19 protein-coding genes are annotated in these 20,076 nt (G+C 42.6%); 9 read left to right on the top strand and 10 right to left on the bottom strand.

The window, feature by feature from the left end:
- Positions 1 to 1,025: signal peptidase I (gene lepB, locus VFM80_RS04825; RefSeq protein ID WP_395070109.1), on the top strand; the 1,025-nt coding region annotated here is incomplete at its 5' end.
- 206 nt (positions 1,026 to 1,231) lie between these two features.
- Here lepB and rlmN read toward each other — a convergent pair.
- From rlmN to VFM80_RS04790, 7 genes are all read right to left on the bottom strand, one after another.
- Complete coding sequence (rlmN, locus tag VFM80_RS04820) at positions 1,232 to 2,344, bottom strand: 23S rRNA (adenine(2503)-C(2))-methyltransferase RlmN (RefSeq protein ID WP_395070107.1); 1,113 nt, start codon at positions 2,342 to 2,344, stop codon at positions 1,232 to 1,234.
- Between the two features lie 113 nt (positions 2,345 to 2,457).
- The gene (locus VFM80_RS04815) at positions 2,458 to 2,970 is read right to left on the bottom strand and encodes a Spy/CpxP family protein refolding chaperone (RefSeq protein WP_395070105.1); all 513 of its coding nucleotides are present in this window, start codon (positions 2,968 to 2,970) and stop codon (positions 2,458 to 2,460) included.
- 1 nt (position 2,971) lies between these two features.
- Positions 2,972 to 3,310, bottom strand: a complete 339-nt coding sequence (locus VFM80_RS04810) for a hypothetical protein (protein ID WP_395070103.1) — start codon at positions 3,308 to 3,310, stop codon at positions 2,972 to 2,974.
- A gap of 2 nt (positions 3,311 to 3,312) precedes the next feature.
- Positions 3,313 to 3,942, bottom strand: coding sequence for an RNA polymerase sigma factor (locus VFM80_RS04805; protein ID WP_395070101.1), 630 nt, complete (start codon positions 3,940 to 3,942; stop codon positions 3,313 to 3,315).
- Between the two features lie 72 nt (positions 3,943 to 4,014).
- A complete protein-coding gene (locus VFM80_RS04800) occupies positions 4,015 to 4,521 on the bottom strand; it encodes a Spy/CpxP family protein refolding chaperone (RefSeq protein WP_395070099.1) in 507 nt (168 codons plus the stop codon).
- Positions 4,522 to 4,592: 71 nt separating this feature from the next.
- Complete coding sequence (locus VFM80_RS04795; RefSeq protein ID WP_395070097.1) at positions 4,593 to 5,324, bottom strand: M48 family metallopeptidase; 732 nt, start codon at positions 5,322 to 5,324, stop codon at positions 4,593 to 4,595.
- An 11-nt stretch (positions 5,325 to 5,335) separates the two neighbouring features.
- Positions 5,336 to 5,971 carry a peroxiredoxin-like family protein gene (locus VFM80_RS04790; RefSeq protein WP_395070095.1) on the bottom strand — a complete coding sequence of 212 codons (636 nt, stop codon included), beginning with the start codon at positions 5,969 to 5,971 and terminating at the stop codon, positions 5,336 to 5,338.
- A 112-nt stretch (positions 5,972 to 6,083) separates the two neighbouring features.
- On the opposite strand from VFM80_RS04790, the gene VFM80_RS04785 reads away from it, so the two are divergent.
- Entirely contained in the window at positions 6,084 to 6,977 is an 894-nt protein-coding gene (locus tag VFM80_RS04785) for a mechanosensitive ion channel family protein (protein WP_395070093.1), read from the top strand.
- On the opposite strand, the gene VFM80_RS04780 is transcribed toward VFM80_RS04785, so the two are convergent.
- Positions 6,978 to 8,228, bottom strand: coding sequence for a hypothetical protein (locus VFM80_RS04780; protein WP_395070091.1), 1,251 nt, complete (start codon positions 8,226 to 8,228; stop codon positions 6,978 to 6,980). It abuts the gene before it with no gap.
- Positions 8,229 to 8,420: 192 nt separating this feature from the next.
- Positions 8,421 to 10,295, bottom strand: a complete 1,875-nt coding sequence (locus VFM80_RS04775; RefSeq protein ID WP_395070089.1) for a heavy metal translocating P-type ATPase — start codon at positions 10,293 to 10,295, stop codon at positions 8,421 to 8,423.
- A gap of 251 nt (positions 10,296 to 10,546) precedes the next feature.
- Here VFM80_RS04775 and VFM80_RS04770 point away from each other — a divergent pair, with 251 nt between their 5' ends.
- Together VFM80_RS04770 and VFM80_RS04765 are read left to right on the top strand one after the other, a co-directional pair.
- Entirely contained in the window at positions 10,547 to 11,572 is a 1,026-nt protein-coding gene (locus VFM80_RS04770; RefSeq protein WP_395070087.1) for a porin, read from the top strand.
- Between the two features lie 105 nt (positions 11,573 to 11,677).
- A complete protein-coding gene (locus tag VFM80_RS04765) occupies positions 11,678 to 12,946 on the top strand; it encodes a carbohydrate porin (RefSeq protein ID WP_395070085.1) in 1,269 nt (422 codons plus the stop codon).
- Here the strand turns inward: VFM80_RS04765 and lgt are convergent.
- Positions 12,943 to 13,782 carry a prolipoprotein diacylglyceryl transferase gene (gene lgt / locus VFM80_RS04760; RefSeq protein WP_395070083.1) on the bottom strand — a complete coding sequence of 280 codons (840 nt, stop codon included), beginning with the start codon at positions 13,780 to 13,782 and terminating at the stop codon, positions 12,943 to 12,945. The genes VFM80_RS04765 and lgt overlap by 4 nt on opposite strands.
- A 157-nt stretch (positions 13,783 to 13,939) precedes the next feature.
- Here lgt and VFM80_RS04755 point away from each other — a divergent pair, with 157 nt between their 5' ends.
- The 5 genes from VFM80_RS04755 to VFM80_RS04735 all read left to right on the top strand — a co-directional run bounded on the left by VFM80_RS04755 (position 13,940) and on the right by VFM80_RS04735 (position 19,855).
- On the top strand, positions 13,940 to 14,614 hold the full coding sequence (locus VFM80_RS04755) for a protein-L-isoaspartate(D-aspartate) O-methyltransferase (protein ID WP_395070111.1): 675 nt from the start codon (positions 13,940 to 13,942) through the stop codon (positions 14,612 to 14,614).
- The gene (locus tag VFM80_RS04750; RefSeq protein ID WP_395070081.1) at positions 14,607 to 15,737 is read left to right on the top strand and encodes a DUF368 domain-containing protein; all 1,131 of its coding nucleotides are present in this window, start codon (positions 14,607 to 14,609) and stop codon (positions 15,735 to 15,737) included. The genes VFM80_RS04755 and VFM80_RS04750 overlap by 8 nt, the downstream gene beginning before the upstream one ends.
- Before the next feature lie 222 nt (positions 15,738 to 15,959).
- Positions 15,960 to 16,934 carry a universal stress protein gene (locus tag VFM80_RS04745; protein ID WP_395070079.1) on the top strand — a complete coding sequence of 325 codons (975 nt, stop codon included), beginning with the start codon at positions 15,960 to 15,962 and terminating at the stop codon, positions 16,932 to 16,934.
- 577 nt (positions 16,935 to 17,511) lie between these two features.
- The gene (locus VFM80_RS04740; protein ID WP_395070077.1) at positions 17,512 to 18,486 is read left to right on the top strand and encodes a universal stress protein; all 975 of its coding nucleotides are present in this window, start codon (positions 17,512 to 17,514) and stop codon (positions 18,484 to 18,486) included.
- A 169-nt stretch (positions 18,487 to 18,655) separates the two neighbouring features.
- Positions 18,656 to 19,855 (top strand): hypothetical protein, encoded by a 1,200-nt coding sequence (locus VFM80_RS04735; protein WP_395070075.1) that lies wholly within the window; start codon positions 18,656 to 18,658, stop codon positions 19,853 to 19,855.
- Positions 19,856 to 20,076: the final 221 nt, after the last annotated feature.

Genomic DNA, 20,076 nt, shown 5'->3' with positions numbered 1-20,076 from the left:
ATAAAAAGGCAAAGTCCTGGCTTCGTGAGTGGGTAGATGCTATCGTTTTTGCATTTATAGCCGCTGCTATCCTTCGGGCATTCCTGTTTGGTTCATACAAGATACCAACACCATCAATGGAAAAAACTCTGATGACGGGAGACCTTCTTATTGTTTCAAATATAACCTATGGCCCAAGAACCCCCATGGCTATATGTGTTCCCTTTTTACAAGGTTGGTGTCTGCCCGGTGTTCAGCTGCCATGGACTCGCTTACCCGGCTTCAGAGATGTAGAACGTAATGATATATTTGTATTTAATGTGCCCTGGGAAGTGAAACCTATTTCTCAAAAAACCAATTATATAAAGCGTGCAGTTGCTGTTCCAGGAGATACAATTTCTATTCAGGATAAAGTGCTTTATATAAATGGAGAGGAGGAAGTTGAACATGAAGGGGTTCAGCATCACTACATAGTTCGAATGGCTGATCACGTACGTTTAAGCAGTGCAAAGATGGAATCTGTTGGAGGGGAGTTAATTGCTTACAACAATCAGGATACCTATATCCTAAATATGACTGATGATGTGGCAGAAACGGTCAACAGTTGGGCTGAAGTGGATACCATGTATCTAAATGTGAAGCCAGAGGGCAGCGTTGACCGCAATTATGTTCAAAGTCAGGGTGATTTTTCCAGAGCTTTCAACAACTCAGATCAAATGCGGGAGATCGTAGTGCCTTTTGAGGGACAAGAGATCGAGATCACAAATGATAACTGGTACGTTTATAAAGACATTATTGAAAGGTATGAACGGAATGACCTGAGAAGAGAGGGTGATGCGATCTTTATCAATGGTGAAGAGACCAATTCTTACACCATAAAACAGGACTATTATTTTGGAATGGGAGACAACCGTGACAATAGTCAGGATTCCCGTTTTTGGGGATTTGTTCCTGAAGATCACATAATTGGAAAAGCTTCTATAGTATGGTTCTCAACGGATAATTTTGTGCCCCGTTTCGATCGTGTCTTTACAGTGATTAAGTAATGTGATCAGAACTCAGAATTCAGTAATCCTCATCCTGTTGCAAGCGTCTCGCTTGTAACATATGTGGGTGATGATTGTTTTATGTGTTGTTGTATGAAATGCATAGTCCAAGCGAGACGCTTGAACTAGTAATTGTGCGAGGTTAAGACAGAAGTTGAATTTAGAACACAGTAAAACTGAATTCTGAGTTCTGAATCCTGACTACCTTAATTTTTCGCCATTGTTTTGCCTTTGGGAGCTCCTTCCCGAATAGCTAATTGGCCACATCCCGCGTCAATATCATCACCTCTGCTTCGGCGGACAGTAGCACGGACATCATTCTTTATCAGTTCCCGCATGAAGTTATCTAAACGTTCTTCCCGGGCACGCTTCAGCTCCACACCGGCTACGTTATTGTACATAATGATATTCACCTTACTCGGAGCCCACTTCACAATTTTAGCCAAATCACGAGCATCCTGTGGACTATCATTGAAATTATCAAAAAGCAGATATTCGTAGGTAAGGGATTTTTCAGTGACCCGGTGATAATGTCTAACCGCATCTTCAAGGCTCTCCAGGTTCATTGAACTATTGATAGGCATGATCTTGTCACGCTTCTCGTCGGTAGGGGCGTGAAGGGAAATAGCCAGGTTAAATTCTTCCTGATCATCCGCCAGCTTTTTGATCTGTTTGGTGAGGCCAACGGTAGAAACCGTAATTCGTTTCGGGGAAAGTTCAATGCTTAGCGGGTCTGAAACGATGTGGGCTGAATTTACGATCGCCTTATAATTGTGAAGTGGTTCACCCATCCCCATGTACACAATGTTGGTGATCTTCTTGCCGTATTTTTCTTCAGCAATATCATTGATGTATTGTACCTGATCCACAATTTCACCGTGAGTCAGATTCCGGAACAAACCCATTTTACCGGTGGCGCAAAAGGCACATCCGAACACGCAGCCAACCTGTGAAGAAACACAAACGGTCAATCGCCGGGCGGCTCCGTCAGCAAAGAAATCAGGAATGAGGACGGCTTCTACCTTATACTCTTCTTCCGGATCATTCAATTGAAACAAAAATTTTATAGTGCCGTCTTTACTCTCTTGTTGCTGTACCGGTTTGATCCGGTTTACCGAAGCTATCTCGCGCAACCTTTCACGCAGATCTTTGGAAAGATTGGTCATGTCCTCAAAGTCTGACACTCCCTTTTGGTACATCCACTGGAAGATCTGGTCGGCACGAAAACTCTGCAACCCCAATTCTGAACAAAATTGAGTTAATTCGTCTTTGGTAAGTGCTTTGAGATCGGTTTTTTGGGTGGTTTCAGTAGTATCCATAGGCGTTAAAGATACGCAATTATCGCCCTAACATCGAACGGACAAATACAACATGATACCGAAAACCTACCGGCTTAATATCAGCTGAAACCTTATCTATCCTATGTGATCTATTACCGCTGTCCTTTGCGAGAATTTCTATCGGATTCTTTTCGGTCTTTGAAGAAGTTATTGAGCATCAATTCTTCGAACTTATCAAGCTGGTCATCATTTAAAATATCTTTGACCTCGGTCATGTGGCTGTAAAGCAATCCTTCGATATTTTCATATTGTTCGGTTAGCAGAGCCAGAAGGGAATCCCTTTTTGCCTGGTCATCAGCTTCCGGACTCATTACAAATTCAAAATAAGTTCTTCGGTTTTGATCCAGGCTATCTCTGAAAGAACGTATTTCGCGATAATGTCCCCTGCGGAGGCCGGTGATCTCCTCAGCCTGTTCATCTGTTAATCCGAGCTGATTTTTCATGTATTCCTGAATGGAGCCACGTTCGTGTCGGGAATTTCGATGGCTTCTCCAGTCTTTACCATCAGGATGATATAGCCAGATACTTATCAAAGTGGCAGCATTGATCAGGATCATGATGATCAATCCCGTAAGCGCCCAACGGTATTTTTTTTGTACTTCCATATTATTCTTCTTCATCAAAGGTTTCATAATAACTCAGGTCAAAAACCTGATATTCATAAGCTATTTCATCAATAAATCCCTTTTCGGGTACTTCTTCTTCAGCAAACTGATTTCCATAAAATGTAAGTGAAACCACATTTAGCGATAGAAATAGAATGACAGCTGCCACTGAAAAGGCAAAGCCAAAGCTGAAAGACTCGGCTTGTTCAGGCTGATTCCTGTTCTCGAGTTTTGCGGTCAGGCGGCTGTAAAAGAATGAGTCGGTTTTTGCAGGCTCCAATCCTTCCAGTGCGTTCATGGTTTTATCCACTTCCCGATCTATGTTCTTTTTTCTATTCATGGCTAATCCAGTTCGTTTTGTTGATAATAAGAGTAAAGTTGCTTTTTTAGGTTCTCCTTAGCGCGATGGATAAGTGATTCTATTGCAGGAACACTCAGTTCCATTACTTCTGCCACTTCCTGATAACTCAATCCATCAACTTTTTGTAAAGTGAAGGCTACACGCTGCTTTTCCGTAAGCTTGTCAATTTTTTCAAATAAAATTCTTGCACGTTCTTTGTTTTCCAGCTGAATGCCGGGGTGCATAAATTCTGAGTGGTCAGGTTCATCATCCGGTTCATTAAAAAGAGAACTTAGCGCTTCAAAAAAACCTGATCTCTTTTTTCGCTTTCGATATCGTATCAACTCCAGCGATTTGGTAACTGAGATCCGATAGATCCAGGTTGAAAGCGCTGCATCTTCGCGGAAATCACCGATAGAGTCATAAACCTGTATAAAAACTTCCTGTGAAACATCTTCGGCATCGTGTGGGTTTCGCAAAAATCCCAGACAGGTATTATAAACCTGATCTTTATGATCGTTAACCAAATTCCGGAAAGCGGATTCACTTCCCTGAATGAGCTGTTCTATAAGAGCCGATTCTTCGATTCTTTCAGTGACTTTAAAAATTGTGCTTAATTTTGTTACAGACATTATAAGAACCGGATAACATTAATGAAATGCAGGGAGATAAATCCCTGCATCTCAGTTAAATGATCAGAATGATTACCCTTTTCTGTTTTTGTGATTCATTCGAGAGCCTTGTTGTTTTGCTCCAAGGAACTGAATCATAGTATCAAATTTGATGCGCTGTCCTTCATCTAAAACTTCTCGCACCTCCTGTTGGCGTGCTGTTCTCATGGTCATCATTGCGGTTCTGAGTTCTCCGATCTCTTCAATAAGTGCATTTACTGCGGCCTCATCATAGTCATAAGACATTTTGAGCGTACGCAACTGTGCATTTTTTTCCTGCATGTTATTTCTGAGCGGGATCATTCCTTTTTGTCCATTAAGCCGGATCTCTCCAATCTTTTCTTTTTGTTCATTAGTCAGGTTTAACTGAGTCATCATATGCCGGTGATTTTGACCTTGCCTGTCAGCGCGGTTCATCATTTGACCCTGCTGATCACCTTTAGCTTTGTCCTGCATTCTGTTTACCTGTTGTGCTGAAACATCGACAGTCAGACCAATTAATAAAACTGTTAAAACGGAAACTTTGATATTGTTTTTCATGGATGTGCTCCGCATCAAATTTGTGTTCATTTAATTAGATGCCGGAAGTCAAATAAACCTTCGGTCAAATGTTAGCAGTCAGATATAGAAGATCTGCCGTTCAGTTCATCTTTAAGTGATCTCCATCCCGGCAAGAATTGACTCATAAAATTATAAAAGCGTTTGTTGTGGAGTCTCTCCAGGAGATGTACCATCTCATGAACTACAACATACTCCAAAAGCTCCGGCCTTTTTTTAGCCAGCTCAAGATTCAGCCAAATCCTTTGATCTCTGATATTACAAGTACCCCAGCGGGTTTTCATTAGTTTCACTCCGAATTCCTGAACCGAAACCCCCATAGGTTTCTCCCATTTTTCAATTAGAAGTGGAATCTCCCTCTTTAACTCCGACCGATACCATTCCTTTAAAACCGAAGATCTTTTTGGAATATCTGAATCGGGGCGAACCTGTAGTACTAAATATTTTTCAGCGTCAATAAACACATGAGGAGCTTTATTTTTTTCAACAACCCTTAACTTCAATTCTTTTCCGCTATACAAATGTTTTTCACCTGTTTTATACTTTAGAGGCTCCTTTTGTGGTCTTTTCCTGTAATTTGAGATGTGCTTTTTGATCCAGGGAAGTTTTTCCTCAATAAATTGTATAACTGCTTCTTCGGAAATACGGCGGGGTACTGATATTCGTACTCTTTCTTCTGCCGGATAGACCCTGAGATTTAGGTTCTTCACATTCTTTCTTAGAATATCTATCTCCAATCCGGCTAACTGAACGCGAGTTTTACTGAAGGTTTTTTTACGAGCCATCACATATCGGATTATTCTTCATAATAAGCACGGGCAGCGGCTATCAAAACATCACCGTTTATGCGTTCTCTATAATTGGGGTTCACGTAATTGAATTTCACTACTCCTTCTGTGTTCAATATATAAACGGCAGGGGCAGGCAGTAGGTGATGGTCGTAACCGGAATCACTCTCCAGATCAAGGCCTAGCTTCAGGTACTGATCAATAGTTTCTTGTTCTACCTTAAAGGCGATGCCGAATGCTTTAGAAACATTCATGGGGCTGTCTGACAGCAAGGTATAACCCAGTTCATTGTTTTGAAGAGTAGATTTGAGCTTTTCAGGCCGGTCGGGACTAATAGCCAATATTTGATATCCGATGTCGTATAGCTCGTCTTCGATCTTTTTGAGGTCCGCAAGATGCCGGTTGCAGTAAGGGCACCATCCACCCCGATAAAAGACCAAAATAGTGGGCTTTTGTGAGACCAGCTCCTTTAACCGAATGGATTCCCCATCAATATTCTTTAATTCAACATCCGGGATCTCTGAACTGATAAGCAAAGGGGTGACTCCTTCAGCCGATTGGGCATAATCCTGGGCAAAGACCGGGCTGAAAGACCATAGAGCAATTAAAACTCCGGCAAAGAAAAGAGAAAAAGGTCGAAGCATCTGAAGTAGGTAATTAATTAATAATTGGTTAGTGAGCTTTTTTATGGAACTAAATATTAAGACTCCTCCTTTATAACAGTAAAATTTCAACTGAAATAAGATACTACTATCTATGGAGACCGAAAACATTTATGAATTGATCACCGGAAAACTGGAAGGCTGGCTGACATCCGCTATTGAAATGCTGCCTAATTTGGTTTTAGCCTTGTTAATTGTAGTTGCATTTTATGTGCTGGCCAAAGTGATCAGGAAATTTGTAGGTAATATGCTATCTCGGATTACCGATAATAAAACGGTAACGGGATTAGCCGAAACTTTACTGGCAGTACTTGTAATGGGTGTTGGATTTTTCTTTGCCTTGAGCATCCTGAATCTTGACGGTACGGTTACAAGTCTGCTTGCAGGTGCAGGTATCATTGGATTGGCTTTGGGTTTTGCATTTCAGGATATCGCAGCAAACTTTATTGCCGGAGTACTGCTTTCCATCCGACATCCATTCGGGATCGGAGATATCATTGAGACCAATGGATTATTTGGTACCGTAGAAAAACTGAATTTAAGAAATACGATACTCCGAACACCCCAGGGACAATTCATTTATGTGCCAAATAAAGAAGTTTATGAAAACCCGTTTACTAATTATACTAGAACGGGGAAACGAAGAATCGATCTGGCTTGTGGCGTCTCTTACGGCGATGACCTTGAGAAAGCCAGAAAGGTCGCTGTAGAAACCCTCTCGTCGCTGGATATGCGTGATGAATCAAAAGAGGTGGAATTCTATTATAACGAATTTGGCGACAGCTCCATCAATTTCTCTATCCGGTTTTGGATCGATTTTGACCGGCTTCCCGACTTTCTGGGAGCTCAAAGTGAAGCTATTATGGCCCTGAAAAAAGCTTACGATAAAAACGATATTATGATCCCATTCCCAATTCGTACCTTAGACTTCGGTATCAGGGGAGGAGAGAAACTTAACAGAGTGATGGAGGCTTCATCCAATAATTGATCAGAACCTTGGGTTCACTACACTGCTGTATATAGAACCAAAGTTAAATTGCAATCCGAAAGACCCGCCGTAGTTGTAGGAAGTTGCCTGCTGTTTTAGATTCAGCAGGCGCTCTTCTTCGGTGAGGTCGCCGGCCGGTAAGCTGATCTGGTCATTGATCAGGGAATACCGTCCGTCAAAGAAAATGGATATGCCTCTAAGGACTCGCATATTGACCCGGAAACCCATATTTACACGATTTTTGCTGAGATCGTGCAAGTAAGCACCTGCATCTAACCAACCGTAAACACCGCCCCAGGGCTGGGTGAAGTCTGCACGGAAGGTGAGCTCATTTCTCCATAGAAACTCGCTGTCTTTATTTAATATAGTTGTTTCGGTGTATTCGTATTGGGAAGCAAGCAGCCCGTATCTGAGGGTGACTTCCCTTTTATTAAATTCTTCATATGGAAATAAACTGAATTCAATGGAGGGAGTTGCCCCAATACTCAGATCAATATTATTTTGAGTGGATGAACGGATCCGGGAATACCCACCCACGGTCCAATGGTCACCTAAACTTTTTGCTATTAGCGAAGTGAAATTTTGATTTTCAGTGATGAAGATATCCTCTGTGGTACTTCCGTCATCTTCCTCAGTTCTGAATACCCGGCGATTATAGCTTCGGTCATATTCAAACTCCATTTTCCATTCATCGGTAATTCTGGTCGCATCAAAATTTCCTCTAAAGTTGGTACTTCCTCTTGACTGTTCCCCGCTAAAACTGGTACTTGCTCCAATTTCAAAGACCCAGCTATTCCAGGGGTCGGTGTTTTCAGTTTCTTCTGTACCTTCATCTAAAGTACCGAAAAAGTTGACATTCAGATCAGATAGTACAGCCCTGTCGGTAAGAAAATAGATAAGCCCCAGCTTTACATGCCTGACCAGCTTTTGGCGCATCAGATCATTTGTGTCCGAACTTGGGCTAACGAACGTTATGGTATGAGACTTATTCGAGATATAACCCAAGCCCATAAAATTCAGGGTGTGTTCCCATCCGCCACTTCCTGTCCGCTGGAGGGTAACAAGCAGGTGCACTTCTGCATCATTCTGATCTCTTACAAAATTAATAAAGTCCACCTCAGAACGAACGTAACTTCCATTACAACCGCGACAATCCAGGAATACATTAATGGTTTGTTTGTCGTCTGATTGTGCGAGAGCTAAAGAGGGGAAAAAGAATAAAAACAGAAGTGATAGCTTTTTGATGTCCAATTTACTGCAAGTGGATTTAATATTAAATTTTCTTAATGTACGAAAGGCAATGATCAAGCTTTGAAAAAAAGCTTAAAAAATTTGAAAAGATATCAAGATGCCTACGCCCTAAAGACTCTTTAAAATATAAAAGTTTTAGGATACATGACTTGCTGTTTAGGTGTAAAAGAATGTAGAATCGGCCGGGGAAATTTAAGAGTTCTTCAGTAGCCTCAACCCGTTCAAGACAACTAACAGAGTACTTCCTTCATGCCCGATCACCCCCAGGGTCATGGGCAATTCAAAAAGAAAAACCGAGCTTACCAGCATAGCGATCACGGCAAGGCTGAAAATGATATTTTGCCATACCACAGTTTTTGCACGGCGGGCCAGCCGGATCATATATGGAAGTTTGGTGAGGTCGTCAGACATCAAAACCACGTCGGCAGTTTCCAGAGCTACATCGGTTCCTGCTGCTCCCATAGCTATTCCCAAATGGCTTGCTGCGAGTGCCGGTGCATCATTAACTCCATCACCGACCATAGCAACTGCTTTTCTTTGGGATAGTTTTTCGATAAGCTCAACCTTTTGATCCGGGAGCAGGCCGGCATGATAGTTTGAAATATTAAGTTGTTCCGCCACATTTTGAGCTACATTGAGTGAATCTCCGGTAAGTATGGTGATGTCAACAATTCCCAGATCCGCAAGTTCAAGAATGGTAGATGCAGCCTGCTCTCGGATCTCATCAGCTAAAGCGATCGCTCCGATTATTGTATCATTCTTTGCCACATATATCACCGTATTTCCCTGATCCCTGAATTTTTCCAATGTACGGTCAAAGTCTTCCGGCAGATCTTTAAGGGTATCTTCAAATAAATACCGGTTCCCTATTTTCAGCTCTGCGCCGTTCACATTGGCAGAAATTCCTTTTCCGATGATGGCTTGCACATCTTCAGCTCTTGTAAGATCAATTGCTCTCTTTCGGGCCTCATTCACGATAGCTTCGGCAAGATGATGTTCGGAATGTTCTTCAGCTGATGCGGCAAGGCGAAGTAACTCGTTTTCAGTTCCTGAAATTGAAATTATCTTAGTTACAGCCGGTTTTCCTTTTGTCAGGGTTCCGGTTTTGTCGAATGCAATAGCCTGAATCCCGGCGGCTTGTTCCAGGTATGCTCCCCCCTTGAAAAGAATACCGGAGCGTGCGGCATTAGCTATGGCAGAAAGAATACTGGCCGGGGTGGAAATGATCAAAGCACAGGGGGAGGCAACCACCAGGATGGTCATGGCCCGGTAAAAAACGGGATCAAAAGGTTGATCCAGTATATAATAGGGAATCAGGATCAGAGAGATGGTGGAAAGGATAACACTGATGGCATATTTGGATTCAAACTTATCAAGGAATCTTTGTGTTTCTGCTTTTTTGTTTTGTGCCTGCTCCACCATTTTAATGATCTTGGCGAGTGTAGTGTTGCCAGCGAGTCGGGTTACTTTGATCTCCAGGATACCATTTTCATTGAATGTAGCTGCAAAGACCTCAGCTCCCTCTGATTTAAATACTGGGGCACTTTCGCCTGTAATAGCAGATTGATCAACAGTTCCTTTTCCGGATCTTATGGTTCCGTCGATGGGGATTCGTTCGCCGGGTTTTACTACAATGATGTCTCCGAGCTCTAATTCTTCGACCGGTACTTTTTGTTCTGAGCCATCGGCACTCCTTACCAACGCCTCCGATGGCCTTAATTCCATCAAAGCGCGGATCGCATTCCGGCTGCGCCCCATGGCAAAGTGCTGCAAGGTATTACTGAGTGAAAACAAGAAAAGCAGTATGGCACCCTCCAGCCAATAATCGATAACAGCAGCTCCGGCTGCAGCCAATATCATCAGCACATCCACATTGAACTTGCCTTTTATTAAAAATTGTACGCTTTCTATCAATCCAAAATATCCGCCGGACAAGTAGGAGGCTATATAAAAATACCGTGCAGTTTCTTCAGAGATCAGCTCAAACAAAGAGCCAAAAAAGCCAATGCCTAGACTTAGCGTACAGATCAGGGTCAGCAAAACTTCAGCCCGGTGTTCTCCTGACATTCCTTTTAAATTGTTGCTTATGGATTGATAAGTCATGTTAAAGGATAAAGAGTTCGGGAAAATATATAGGCTCTTTCATTGATCCCCTAACTTTATTAATAATTTAGAAGGGAATTAAATAAGGATAAAAGACCCTTAAAGCATGACTGATTAAGGGTGATACATTTTGCTTCACACAACATTCATATAACTATGATATTTAGACGGGCTTTTAAGGTTGAACTAAATCATCAAAGAAATAAAAAAGGATTATGAAGATCATTAGATACGGAATTTTAGGATTTATACTGACCCTGACCGGCGCATTTTCCTCTGAAGTTTCAGCTCAGGACAGTACAGAGACGGAAAGAATAGAAGCTTTAAGGGATATGGTGAAGAGCGAATCATTTAACGTGAGCGGGCTGATCCACGCAAGAGGGATCTTTAACTTTGATGAAAATGGCGATCGTTTTTTCCAGGTACCTCATGCCCGAATAAAAGTTAGCGGCAAACTGGACGGAGGTTTCAGCTACAATGTTCACTTCGATGCAGCTGCAAGTTCAAAAGTGGTGGATGCTTTTATAGGTTATAAAATGTCAGACAACGCAAATGTAACTATAGGTATCCAAAAGCCCGGGGTGAGTTACGAATTTTTAACACCACCGCATAAGATCGATTTTGTAACCCGAAGTACGGTGGTTTCAACGCTTACGACCCATCGTGATATTGGAGTGAAATTCCATGGCGGTTTGGCCGACGATTTCAACTATACCTTCGGGATCTACAACGGGAACGGATATGGAGCGAACGACAATAATAAATTCTTTTATATCGGCCGCTTAGATTATAATTCTTCCCGGGAAGACGGTTCCTTGATCGTAGGGGTGAACGCATCCTACGGTGAGCATGCAAACAGAGATCTGTCTTCAAACCTGCTTACTATTGACGATGACAGGATCACCTACGGTGCTGATTTCAGATATGAGAACAGCAGCATAATTTTAGCATCTGAAATGTTGGGTGCCGAGCTTGAATATGCCGGTTTCACAGAAGCGGATAATGTTTTTGGATTTCATGTAACCGGGGGATATAAAGTGTCCGATAAAGATCAGTTGCTGCTTCGATATGACAGTTTTGAGTCTGACTTGTTGCCGGCTGCTGATGAGGAAAAGATCGTGATCGGTTATACCAGATTCCCAACAACCAATACAGCGTTCAGAATTAATTATTTACTCCCTGTTGATGATACCGCATTCAGCAACCATGGCTTAGCGCTGAATTACCATATCTCCTTTTAAAAAAGTGAATGAGCAAACAAGCTAAGTAGCATAGCATTGATTAATTTAAGCTCCGATTTTTAAGTCGGAGCTTTTTTATGTCCAAAATGGTTTCATGATATATCTATGAGAGGAAGTATTGCTTTATTACGTGATACAGCCGGAAAATTATCAGCAAGCGTATTATTTATGCTGCTGACCTCAATAACTGTTTATGCCCAAGCTCCTGAAGAAGATGGCCCATTCAAGCTAAGCGTAAGCTACATCGGGGATGTCTTCATGAATACAACCGGAGGTGCTAATACCGGCATCGTTTATCTGGATAACATTGATGTAAACCTCGAAGCAAACTTCGAAACACTGCCCTTTGGCCTTTCAGGTACTACTTTTTATGTGTATGGATTGGGGAATCAAGGCAACAGTATTTCTTCATTAGCAGGAGATGTACAGGGAGTCAGCAATATTGAAGCGGAAAACTCATGGAGATTTTTTGAGTTTTGGGTGCAAAAAAAATTCTTCCTTGCTAATAGCTCCCTTTTGGTTGGCCTTTATGATATAAACTCAGAATTCAATGCCCTCAATAGCAGTCTCTTGTTTCTGAACAGCTCAAGTGGGCTGGACCCTACGATAGCTTTGAGCGGGGAAATGGGGCCTTCAACATTTCCACATACCTCACTTGGGGTCCGCTTAAAAGTGAATATGTATAAAGGAATCGTGTTTCAGGGTGCGGTGCTAGACGGCGTTCCTTCCAATCCGGAAAATTCAGGAGGAACAAAGGTGTTTCTGAGAGAAGAAGACGGGTTGTTCTTTATAGGTGAATTGGCGCTTCATTCCCTGAGAGATCAAAATTTGCAGATGAGAAACAGAACAGCTCGTTTACAGGAGATCTTAAGTCCCGGAAATGGTTCAGATAACAATATCGGGATCGGAGGCTGGTATTACTCCAGGAAAACGGAAACCTGGGACGGAAGCGGACCTGAACAGGAATATGGAATCTATGCATTGGGTGAGTATGAACTGTTGAAGCGGGAAGGTGCATCGCCAAAAAGTATAAAAGTATTTGCACGGGCGGGGTGGACAAATTCAAAAACTAATATGCTTGACAGTTTTTACGGTGGGGGAATGGTATTTAAGGGTTTACTGCCCTCAAGATCCGCCGATGAAACCGGAATCGCCGCAGCACATGCAAGAGGGGGAACCGGATATCTTAATAATATCATGCTAAGCTCAGGCCGGACAGAAAAAGCGGAAACCAATATTGAACTTACCCACCAATTTGTGCTGAATGATTATGCCAAGATCCGGCCAAATGTGCAGTATGTCATCAATCCCGGCTTTAACGAAACACTCGATAACGCATTGGTAACCGGGATTCGATTAAATATCGGGTTTTAGGAATCTGCCGTTTTTAGATTGGTTCCTTTCTCGTTCCAGTTCACCATCTTGATGACAATATAGAGCCCGATCAACACCATCGGTATACTCAGTATCTGTCCCATATTTAAGGCCCAATCGCTGGCAAAGTCAGCCTGGGGGACCTTGGTGTATTCGAGGAAGAATCGTCCTGAGAACAGTAAGATCAAAAAGGTTCCAAATAAAGATCCGCTGGGTGGATTTGCCTCATATTTTTTGTAGATGGTCCATAGAACAGCAAAAACAAGGAGGCACAAAATAGCTTCATAGAGCATGGTCGGGTGACGGGGGATCATTCCCGCTGCACCCGGAAGGTTTGAAAAGATAACGCCCCATGGAGCGTCCGTTTCATGCCCGTATATTTCAGAATTCGTGAAATTTCCGAAACGGATAAATGCACCGCCAATAGCCGTTGGAATTACCACGCGGTCAGCCAGCCACCAAAAGTTCATCTTTGGGGTTTTCTTAGCCAGGTAATATATGGTGATTATAATAGCTATAGCCGCACCATGACTTGCCAAACCTCCATTCCAAACAGCAAGCACCTGATCTAAATTTCTGAGATAATAAGATGGGTCATAAAAGATAACATGCCCAAGGCGTGCGCCGATAACGGTACCAACCAGGATCCAGGTGAGAATATTCTCCATCTCCTCAACCTTGCGTCCGGCATCTTTCCACATCTTCACGCCGAATAAATATCCGGCAACAAATGCCCCGGCAAATAAAATACCGTACCAACGTGGTGCCAGGGGGCCCAATTCAAAAATTACGGGGTCAATACCCCATGTCAGATTATCAAACAGTGCTAAAATCATAAGATCGATTGATTGGAAAGTTCAGGCAGAAAATAAGAAGCTGTGTACGATAAAAAAATCCAATTAAAGAAAGCGGGCTTTTTTAAGAGATCGTGTAAAATTATCACCTCATTTTTTGAACCAAATGCCTATACTTGTTAAACAGACCAAAAGATAGATAAACGAAAATACTTTGCAACAAGATCGCAGATTTGTTCGGCCCAGAAAGCAATTAGTAGAGCTTTTGAAAGAAAAAGGCATAGAAGACCGGCGCGTACTGACTGCCATTGGGAAAATCCCGCGTCACAAGCTGATCGATACAGCCCTTCACACCAAGGCCTACAATGATACAGCCTTACCGATCGGAATGGGGCAAACCATCTCGCAGCCCTTTACAGTAGCGGCACAAACCGAATTGCTGGCCATTGAGCCCGGAGATAAGATACTGGAGATTGGAACCGGCTCAGGGTATCAGTGTATGATATTGTGTGAACTTGGGGCCGATGTGTATAGCGTAGAGCGCCACAGTGAATTGTATCACCGGGCAAAAGAAGCCCTTAAAGAATTTGGCTATAAGGCTATGCTGAAAGTGGGAGACGGCACACTCGGGTGGTCAACTTATGCGCCTTACGACGGTATTGTGGTAACCGCCGGCGCGCCCGTTGTGCCGGATGATCTGGTGCAGCAACTGAATATCGGTGGGCGATTGGTGATCCCTGTGGGAGACGATGAAAAACAGATGATGCTGCGAATTACAAGGGTCTCAGAAAAGGAATATGAGCGGGAAGAGCTGGCTGATTTCAAATTCGTACCGTTGATCGGCGAAAAAGGTTGGGGAGAAAATAGTGGCTGACGAAAGTAAAACTTCCCCCAAAGACACCACCACATTTAAAGAAGCTCCATTCCTTGCCTTAAAAGGCTTTTTAATGGGATCTGCCGATATTGTACCCGGCGTAAGCGGGGGCACCATGGCATTGATCGTTGGTATTTATGAGCGTTTGCTGAATGCCATCAAAAGTGTGAACGGGAACTTCATCAAGCTCTTCTTTACCTTCAAATGGAAGGCGGCGTTTAATGAGGTTCATATTTTATTCCTGGCCATTTTATTTTCCGGGATCTTCTGTGCTCTGGCCTTTTTTACAAAAGTAGTTCCGCTGCAGATCTATATGTTCACCCATCCCGAAATAGTGTATGGGTTATTCTTCGGGTTGATAGTGGGTTCCATCTATATTTTGATCAAAGCACTGGAGCGGTTCTCGAAAGTAGAATTAGGGATGCTGATTTTGGGGATGGCACTTGGGTTCTGGATCGTTTCTTTGGTTCCGGCCGATACCCCTGAACATCCGGCGTTTGTATTTCTAAGCGGAAGCATAGCTATTTGTGCGATGATCTTGCCGGGAATCTCCGGTTCCTATCTACTGCTTATCATGCGGAAATATGATTATTTGCTTTCCCAGATAGGTAAGATCGGGGGAGTGGAAACTGCAGATGGAATGATCGCGTTACTTCCCTTTATATTGGGAGCGATCGTCGGTTTAGCTATTTTTTCCCGCTTTTTATCCTGGCTGCTTTCCAAATATCACCCCCAAACCATTGCTCTTTTGATCGGATTTTTGATCGGTTCGCTGTATGTGATCTGGCCATATCAGCACCGGGAGTTTGTGCAGCAGGTCAGTGTTTCGGAAGTACAGTATATGACGCATCCGAAAGTGCAGGAATTGATGAATAATCCTCCGGATACCAACAGGCCGGAGTATGAACGACTCGGGGAAATTTCGAATGCAGAATCGACCTTTGATGAGATGAAACAGGTAGAAATTGAGACGGTCAAGAATAAGCTGATCAAATCAGAACCTTATGTACCGGGATGGATCGGCTCAAAAGAAGATGACGATCCAAATATATGGGGCGGGGTGATCGGAATCTTGATTGGAATGATGATGGTAGGCGGTTTGGAACAGCTGAGAGATAAATGATCCGAGTTTCCTGATCCGGCCCTTTTCATTCTATGCGAACGAACGGGGTATTTTTCGGTTTCTCTTCAAAGATAGATATACGAAGTTGACTTAATGTCTTGGGCTCTGTATCAATATTCGATTATTCTAATAACCAATGAGTTACAGATGTTTAGGGAACATTTCAGGCAATCATTTTATTTTGTATATAGAGTTATCAAATAAAATGGAGAAAACATGAATGTGAAACGAATATTAATCCCCACCGATCTATCTGAGAAAACCAACGCTGCGTTAGCTTCAGCAGATTTGTTTATTGAAATGTTTGACTGCACGGTTGACCTTATGCATGTTATTCCCTTATCAAAATACCTGGGAGACAGTTTTGATAAGATCGGGGTGCCACTGAATATGAATCAGGATATTTATCCGAAGCTGATCGAATCGCAAAGGAAAGAACTCAGCACGTTCGCCAATGAACATATTAAGGATAAAGAACGGCGTGGTGAATATATCGTCACTATTGATCGCAAGCCTTCAGATTCTATCTTAAATCAGATCAAAAAAGGAAAATATGATCTTGTGATTATGAGTGCCCGCGGAGGCCATTATGCTGATTTCTTTCACGGAAGCGCCACTGATAAAATAATTCGCAGGTCTGAAACACCTGTTCTCACACTTTCAGAGACCATGTTTGTAGAGAAAATAAATACGATTGTGGTGCCTTGTGATTTTTCAAATAATTCCCTTGCTGCTATTCCATTGGCATTTGATATGGCCAATAAATTTGGTGCCAAACTGGAGTTTTTGAATGTTATAGAAATGTATACACACGACATTCATGGAGTAGAACCGACCACCATGGGTATTGATGAAAAAGCAGTTTACGGTGGTTTTAAAGGAAGGTTGAAATCATTTTTCAGTAATTTTGATGAATATGATTTCGAAGTAAAGGATGGAGAGAAATTGTATCACGATACTTTGATTCATAAAAACGACAGCAATGAAGAATCCGTAGAATTCAAAACAGTAATCATGAAATCCATAGCAGCTCATCATGAGATTGTAGACTACTGTAATGAAAATGCCGACCTGGTGATCATGAGCACCCATGGCCGAACAGGACTTTCAAGGATGTTGCTGGGCTCAACCACTGAACAAGTGATCCAGCATCTGGAGAAGCCTCAAATAACGATCAAGCCCGATCTTAAGGATTAGGTTGTCATCCTGAGGGTACCCCCGAAGGATCTGCAAAATCAGTACACCGGCCCTCCAATCGAGCCTGTGACCCTCACTTTTGTTTCCTCTCCCGGAGAGGAAGAGGTTGTGTTGAAGTTGGGAGGTGGCGATAGTTTTGGTGGTTGTGGGATGTACATCATTGGGAATCTCAGATTAACGGATTATAGGATTTTACGGATGATCCGCATTCCTAAACGGTCGTCCGTCGTCGGTCCGCGGTCCGCAACCAGTGGTTGAGTAAGGCTTGAGTGCCCATAAAACCCCACCCTCACCTTTGTTTCCTCTCCCGGGAGAGGAAGACGTTGTGTTGTAATTAAGAGCTAGCTAAAACTCTGGTGGTATAACGGAGGGGGGAAATTCGAAAAATGATGTTGTGACTACCCCCTCTGATTTGAGATGCTGACTGGCTAATGTCCCGTAACAAGTGTCCATTAAAGTGTAGAAAGTCCAGTTTTTAGCGAAACGGTCGTCCGTCGTCCCTCATCGGTCCGCGGTCCACTAACCTCCTTCACTTATCCTTCACAGTTTTTTACTACATTCGGATAACAACTAATTAATGGAGGTTGTTATGAAAGCCCGGCATATTTTAGTACCCACAGATTTTTCCGAAGCTTCGATAGAAGCAGTAAAGATGGCATCCAAATTTATTGAATGGTATGGAAGTACCGTTGATTTGATGCATGTAATTCCACTTATGAGTTACTACAATGAAAGCATGCAGCATTTAGGGGTTCCTTTTGATATGGAAAAAGACATCTACCCCAAGGTGTTGAAGCAGACCAACGAAAAGCTGCATGAAATTGCAGAGAAATACATTCCCAAAGAACACCGGGGGCAACTCGTTAATGTTGTGGGAAGAAAGCCGTCTCAGGTGATTGCGGAACAGGGAAATAAAAGCCAATATGATCTTGTGATCATAGCGAATAAAGGAAGCCACAATACAGATGATGTCAGAAGCGGAACCACAGAGAAAGTGATTCGCTACTCAGAGAAGCCCGTATTGAGTATAGACCAAGCCTTTGATGGAAAATCCATCAAAAAGATCCTGGTACCGGTTGATGGTTCTGAGGACTCAGCTGCACCTTTGGTAGAAGCTTTTGGTTTAGCAATGATTTTTGATGCAGAAATTGTAATGATGCACATCATTGAACCTTATACCATTGGGATGGAAGTACTGCCCAAGGCCATTGAAGAAGATTCCGCTGTTTATGAATCCTTGATCAAGAACATTTCAAAATACTTTAAAAACAACTCCGGCCATGGATTAAGCCTTCAGCGTGCAGAACTTGAATTTGAAGACAATCTTGTTCGGACTGAGGGCAAAAAAACAGAATCAGTGAAAATGACAAGTATAGTTAAGAAGGGATTTTCTGCCCATGCAGAGATCTGTGACTATGCAAATGATAGTGCTGATATGGTGGTCATGAGTACCCACGGCCGCACCGGTATTGCCCGTGTTCTGTTAGGTTCAACGACCGCTATTGTGGCTCAGCATCTTGAGAAACCTCTGCTCACAATGCGTCCGAAGTAACAGCTCTAAGTGATCATAGAAATATAAGCCCTTGCAGCTAATTAACTTGCAAGGGCTTTTTTGTATCGGTACTTTCGCTCGTCTTTGTTTTTATGTTTTGGATTCTATTGAAACTATACGGCAGCTTCTGTCGTCTTCAGTTAAAAATTGATCCGCAAAAAAATTAATTATGAACCTAAAAATTGTTGCCGTGTTTAAAATAGATCGCTTTTTAAAAATTTCTCTTTTCGGGTGTGTACTTCTTGTCGGTTGTTCAAATGGAGAGACAAACTCTTCGATCATAAAAGAAGATGGGGTGGTTCAAAATCCGGATAAAGGTTTATGGCAGGATCAGGAAGAACTTCCGTTCTCCATAGAATTGGTGGAAACTTTTGATCTTTCGCTCATTGAGGAACCTATCATCAGCAGTATTTCATACCTGACTTTTGATAAAGATGACAACATGTACTTTCTGGATCGCCGGCTTATGAAAATGATATCTTTAGACCCGGAAGGGAATCTCAGGTGGGCAGTAGGTCAGGAAGGGAAAGGGCCGGGAGATTTTGAGAATCCTTTTGGTATGGCCATCCATAACGGCAAAATATATGTGGCAAATATTCAGGGTACAAGAATTGATGAGTTTGGCCTGAACGGTAATTTTATTAAGACTTATGATCTACCCAAGGAGGTCAACTTTGCGAGCTTAGTGGGAATTCGGGAAAACGGCCAAATCCTTTTGAGTGGCGCCAAATTTGGAACCATTGGTGCAGATATAAAGATCCTTCAGATCTCCGATACCCTGGAGGCCGTAACCAATTTCAGTATAGTTGAAACGGAAGACGATGAATTCGAAAGAGCAACTTCACGAGGAAGCATATCAATGGAAGAAGACTTTTTTGTGTATTCCTTTGCAACAAGCTACGGACATCGTTTTTATGACTACGATTCTACTTTCACCACTGAGGTGACAAGGGAATTTGAAGGCACCTTAGGCCCGGGTGTTTATATGTCCGGGAACAGCATAAGTATTTATTCATTAGGAAGTGTCGGGGCTCCTATATTTTTAGATAACGGCTATTACCTGATGAATGTGAGATACCCGACAAATATCACCGATCCCAACGAATACGCAAGGAAAGCATCAACCGGTGAAACAGAATCACCCATTTATGAAGAAGTCATGGATCTGTATAACTCAGAGCATGAACTTCTATACGTTTACGAAAACAGTGAAAAGATCGAGGGTTGGGGGAATCTGGACGCGAGGGATTCTGAAGGATATTTTTATTCCACCTTCAGTAATGATCTTCTCATAAAGAAATACAAAGTCGCAGTAAAATATCAAAGCGCGGGTGAAGGTGCAGAGCAGGACCCAGTTTCTATTGAATGAAGCATGGGAACCAAAGCTCCCCATCTGACGGCTGTTTAAGGGCCGGGCACTCCAATCCTGCAAAGAGCCGTCTGATGGATGGATTAGGTTTGGTTGCCCCATACGGTCCTCTCCCTCGCTGCATGAACAAGTTCATTTCGCATTCCCTCTCCAAAGAGGGACAGATTCTTGCTAACTAAAATTCTTAATGCTTCACAAAGCCGGCACTAGCGCAAGCGTCT

The organism is Gracilimonas sp. (assembly GCF_035704785.1).
Taxonomy (GTDB): domain Bacteria; phylum Bacteroidota; class Rhodothermia; order Balneolales; family Balneolaceae; genus Gracilimonas.
The sequence above is the reverse complement of the archived record's forward strand: the minus strand, read 5'-3'. Positions and strand labels throughout refer to the sequence as shown.

What these genes read in the sequence shown, in the direction of transcription:
- VFM80_RS04795 (WP_395070097.1), bottom strand. Translation starts at nt 5,324, where the DNA reads ATGGCTCGTAAAAAAACCTTCAGTAAAACTCGCGTTCAGTTAGCCGGA.
- lgt (WP_395070083.1), bottom strand. Translation starts at nt 13,782, where the DNA reads ATGATTTTAGCACTGTTTGATAATCTGACATGGGGTATTGACCCCGTA.
- VFM80_RS04775 (WP_395070089.1), bottom strand. Translation starts at nt 10,295, where the DNA reads ATGTCAGGAGAACACCGGGCTGAAGTTTTGCTGACCCTGATCTGTACG.
- VFM80_RS04810 (WP_395070103.1), bottom strand. Translation starts at nt 3,310, where the DNA reads ATGAATAGAAAAAAGAACATAGATCGGGAAGTGGATAAAACCATGAAC.
- VFM80_RS04785 (WP_395070093.1), top strand. Translation starts at nt 6,084, where the DNA reads ATGGAGACCGAAAACATTTATGAATTGATCACCGGAAAACTGGAAGGC.
- VFM80_RS04815 (WP_395070105.1), bottom strand. Translation starts at nt 2,970, where the DNA reads ATGGAAGTACAAAAAAAATACCGTTGGGCGCTTACGGGATTGATCATC.
- VFM80_RS04770 (WP_395070087.1), top strand. Translation starts at nt 10,547, where the DNA reads ATGAAGATCATTAGATACGGAATTTTAGGATTTATACTGACCCTGACC.
- VFM80_RS04740 (WP_395070077.1), top strand. Translation starts at nt 17,512, where the DNA reads ATGGAGGTTGTTATGAAAGCCCGGCATATTTTAGTACCCACAGATTTT.
- VFM80_RS04735 (WP_395070075.1), top strand. Translation starts at nt 18,656, where the DNA reads ATGAACCTAAAAATTGTTGCCGTGTTTAAAATAGATCGCTTTTTAAAA.
- VFM80_RS04805 (WP_395070101.1), bottom strand. Translation starts at nt 3,942, where the DNA reads ATGTCTGTAACAAAATTAAGCACAATTTTTAAAGTCACTGAAAGAATC.
- VFM80_RS04790 (WP_395070095.1), bottom strand. Translation starts at nt 5,971, where the DNA reads ATGCTTCGACCTTTTTCTCTTTTCTTTGCCGGAGTTTTAATTGCTCTA.
- VFM80_RS04800 (WP_395070099.1), bottom strand. Translation starts at nt 4,521, where the DNA reads ATGAAAAACAATATCAAAGTTTCCGTTTTAACAGTTTTATTAATTGGT.
- rlmN (WP_395070107.1), bottom strand. Translation starts at nt 2,344, where the DNA reads ATGGATACTACTGAAACCACCCAAAAAACCGATCTCAAAGCACTTACC.
- VFM80_RS04765 (WP_395070085.1), top strand. Translation starts at nt 11,678, where the DNA reads ATGAGAGGAAGTATTGCTTTATTACGTGATACAGCCGGAAAATTATCA.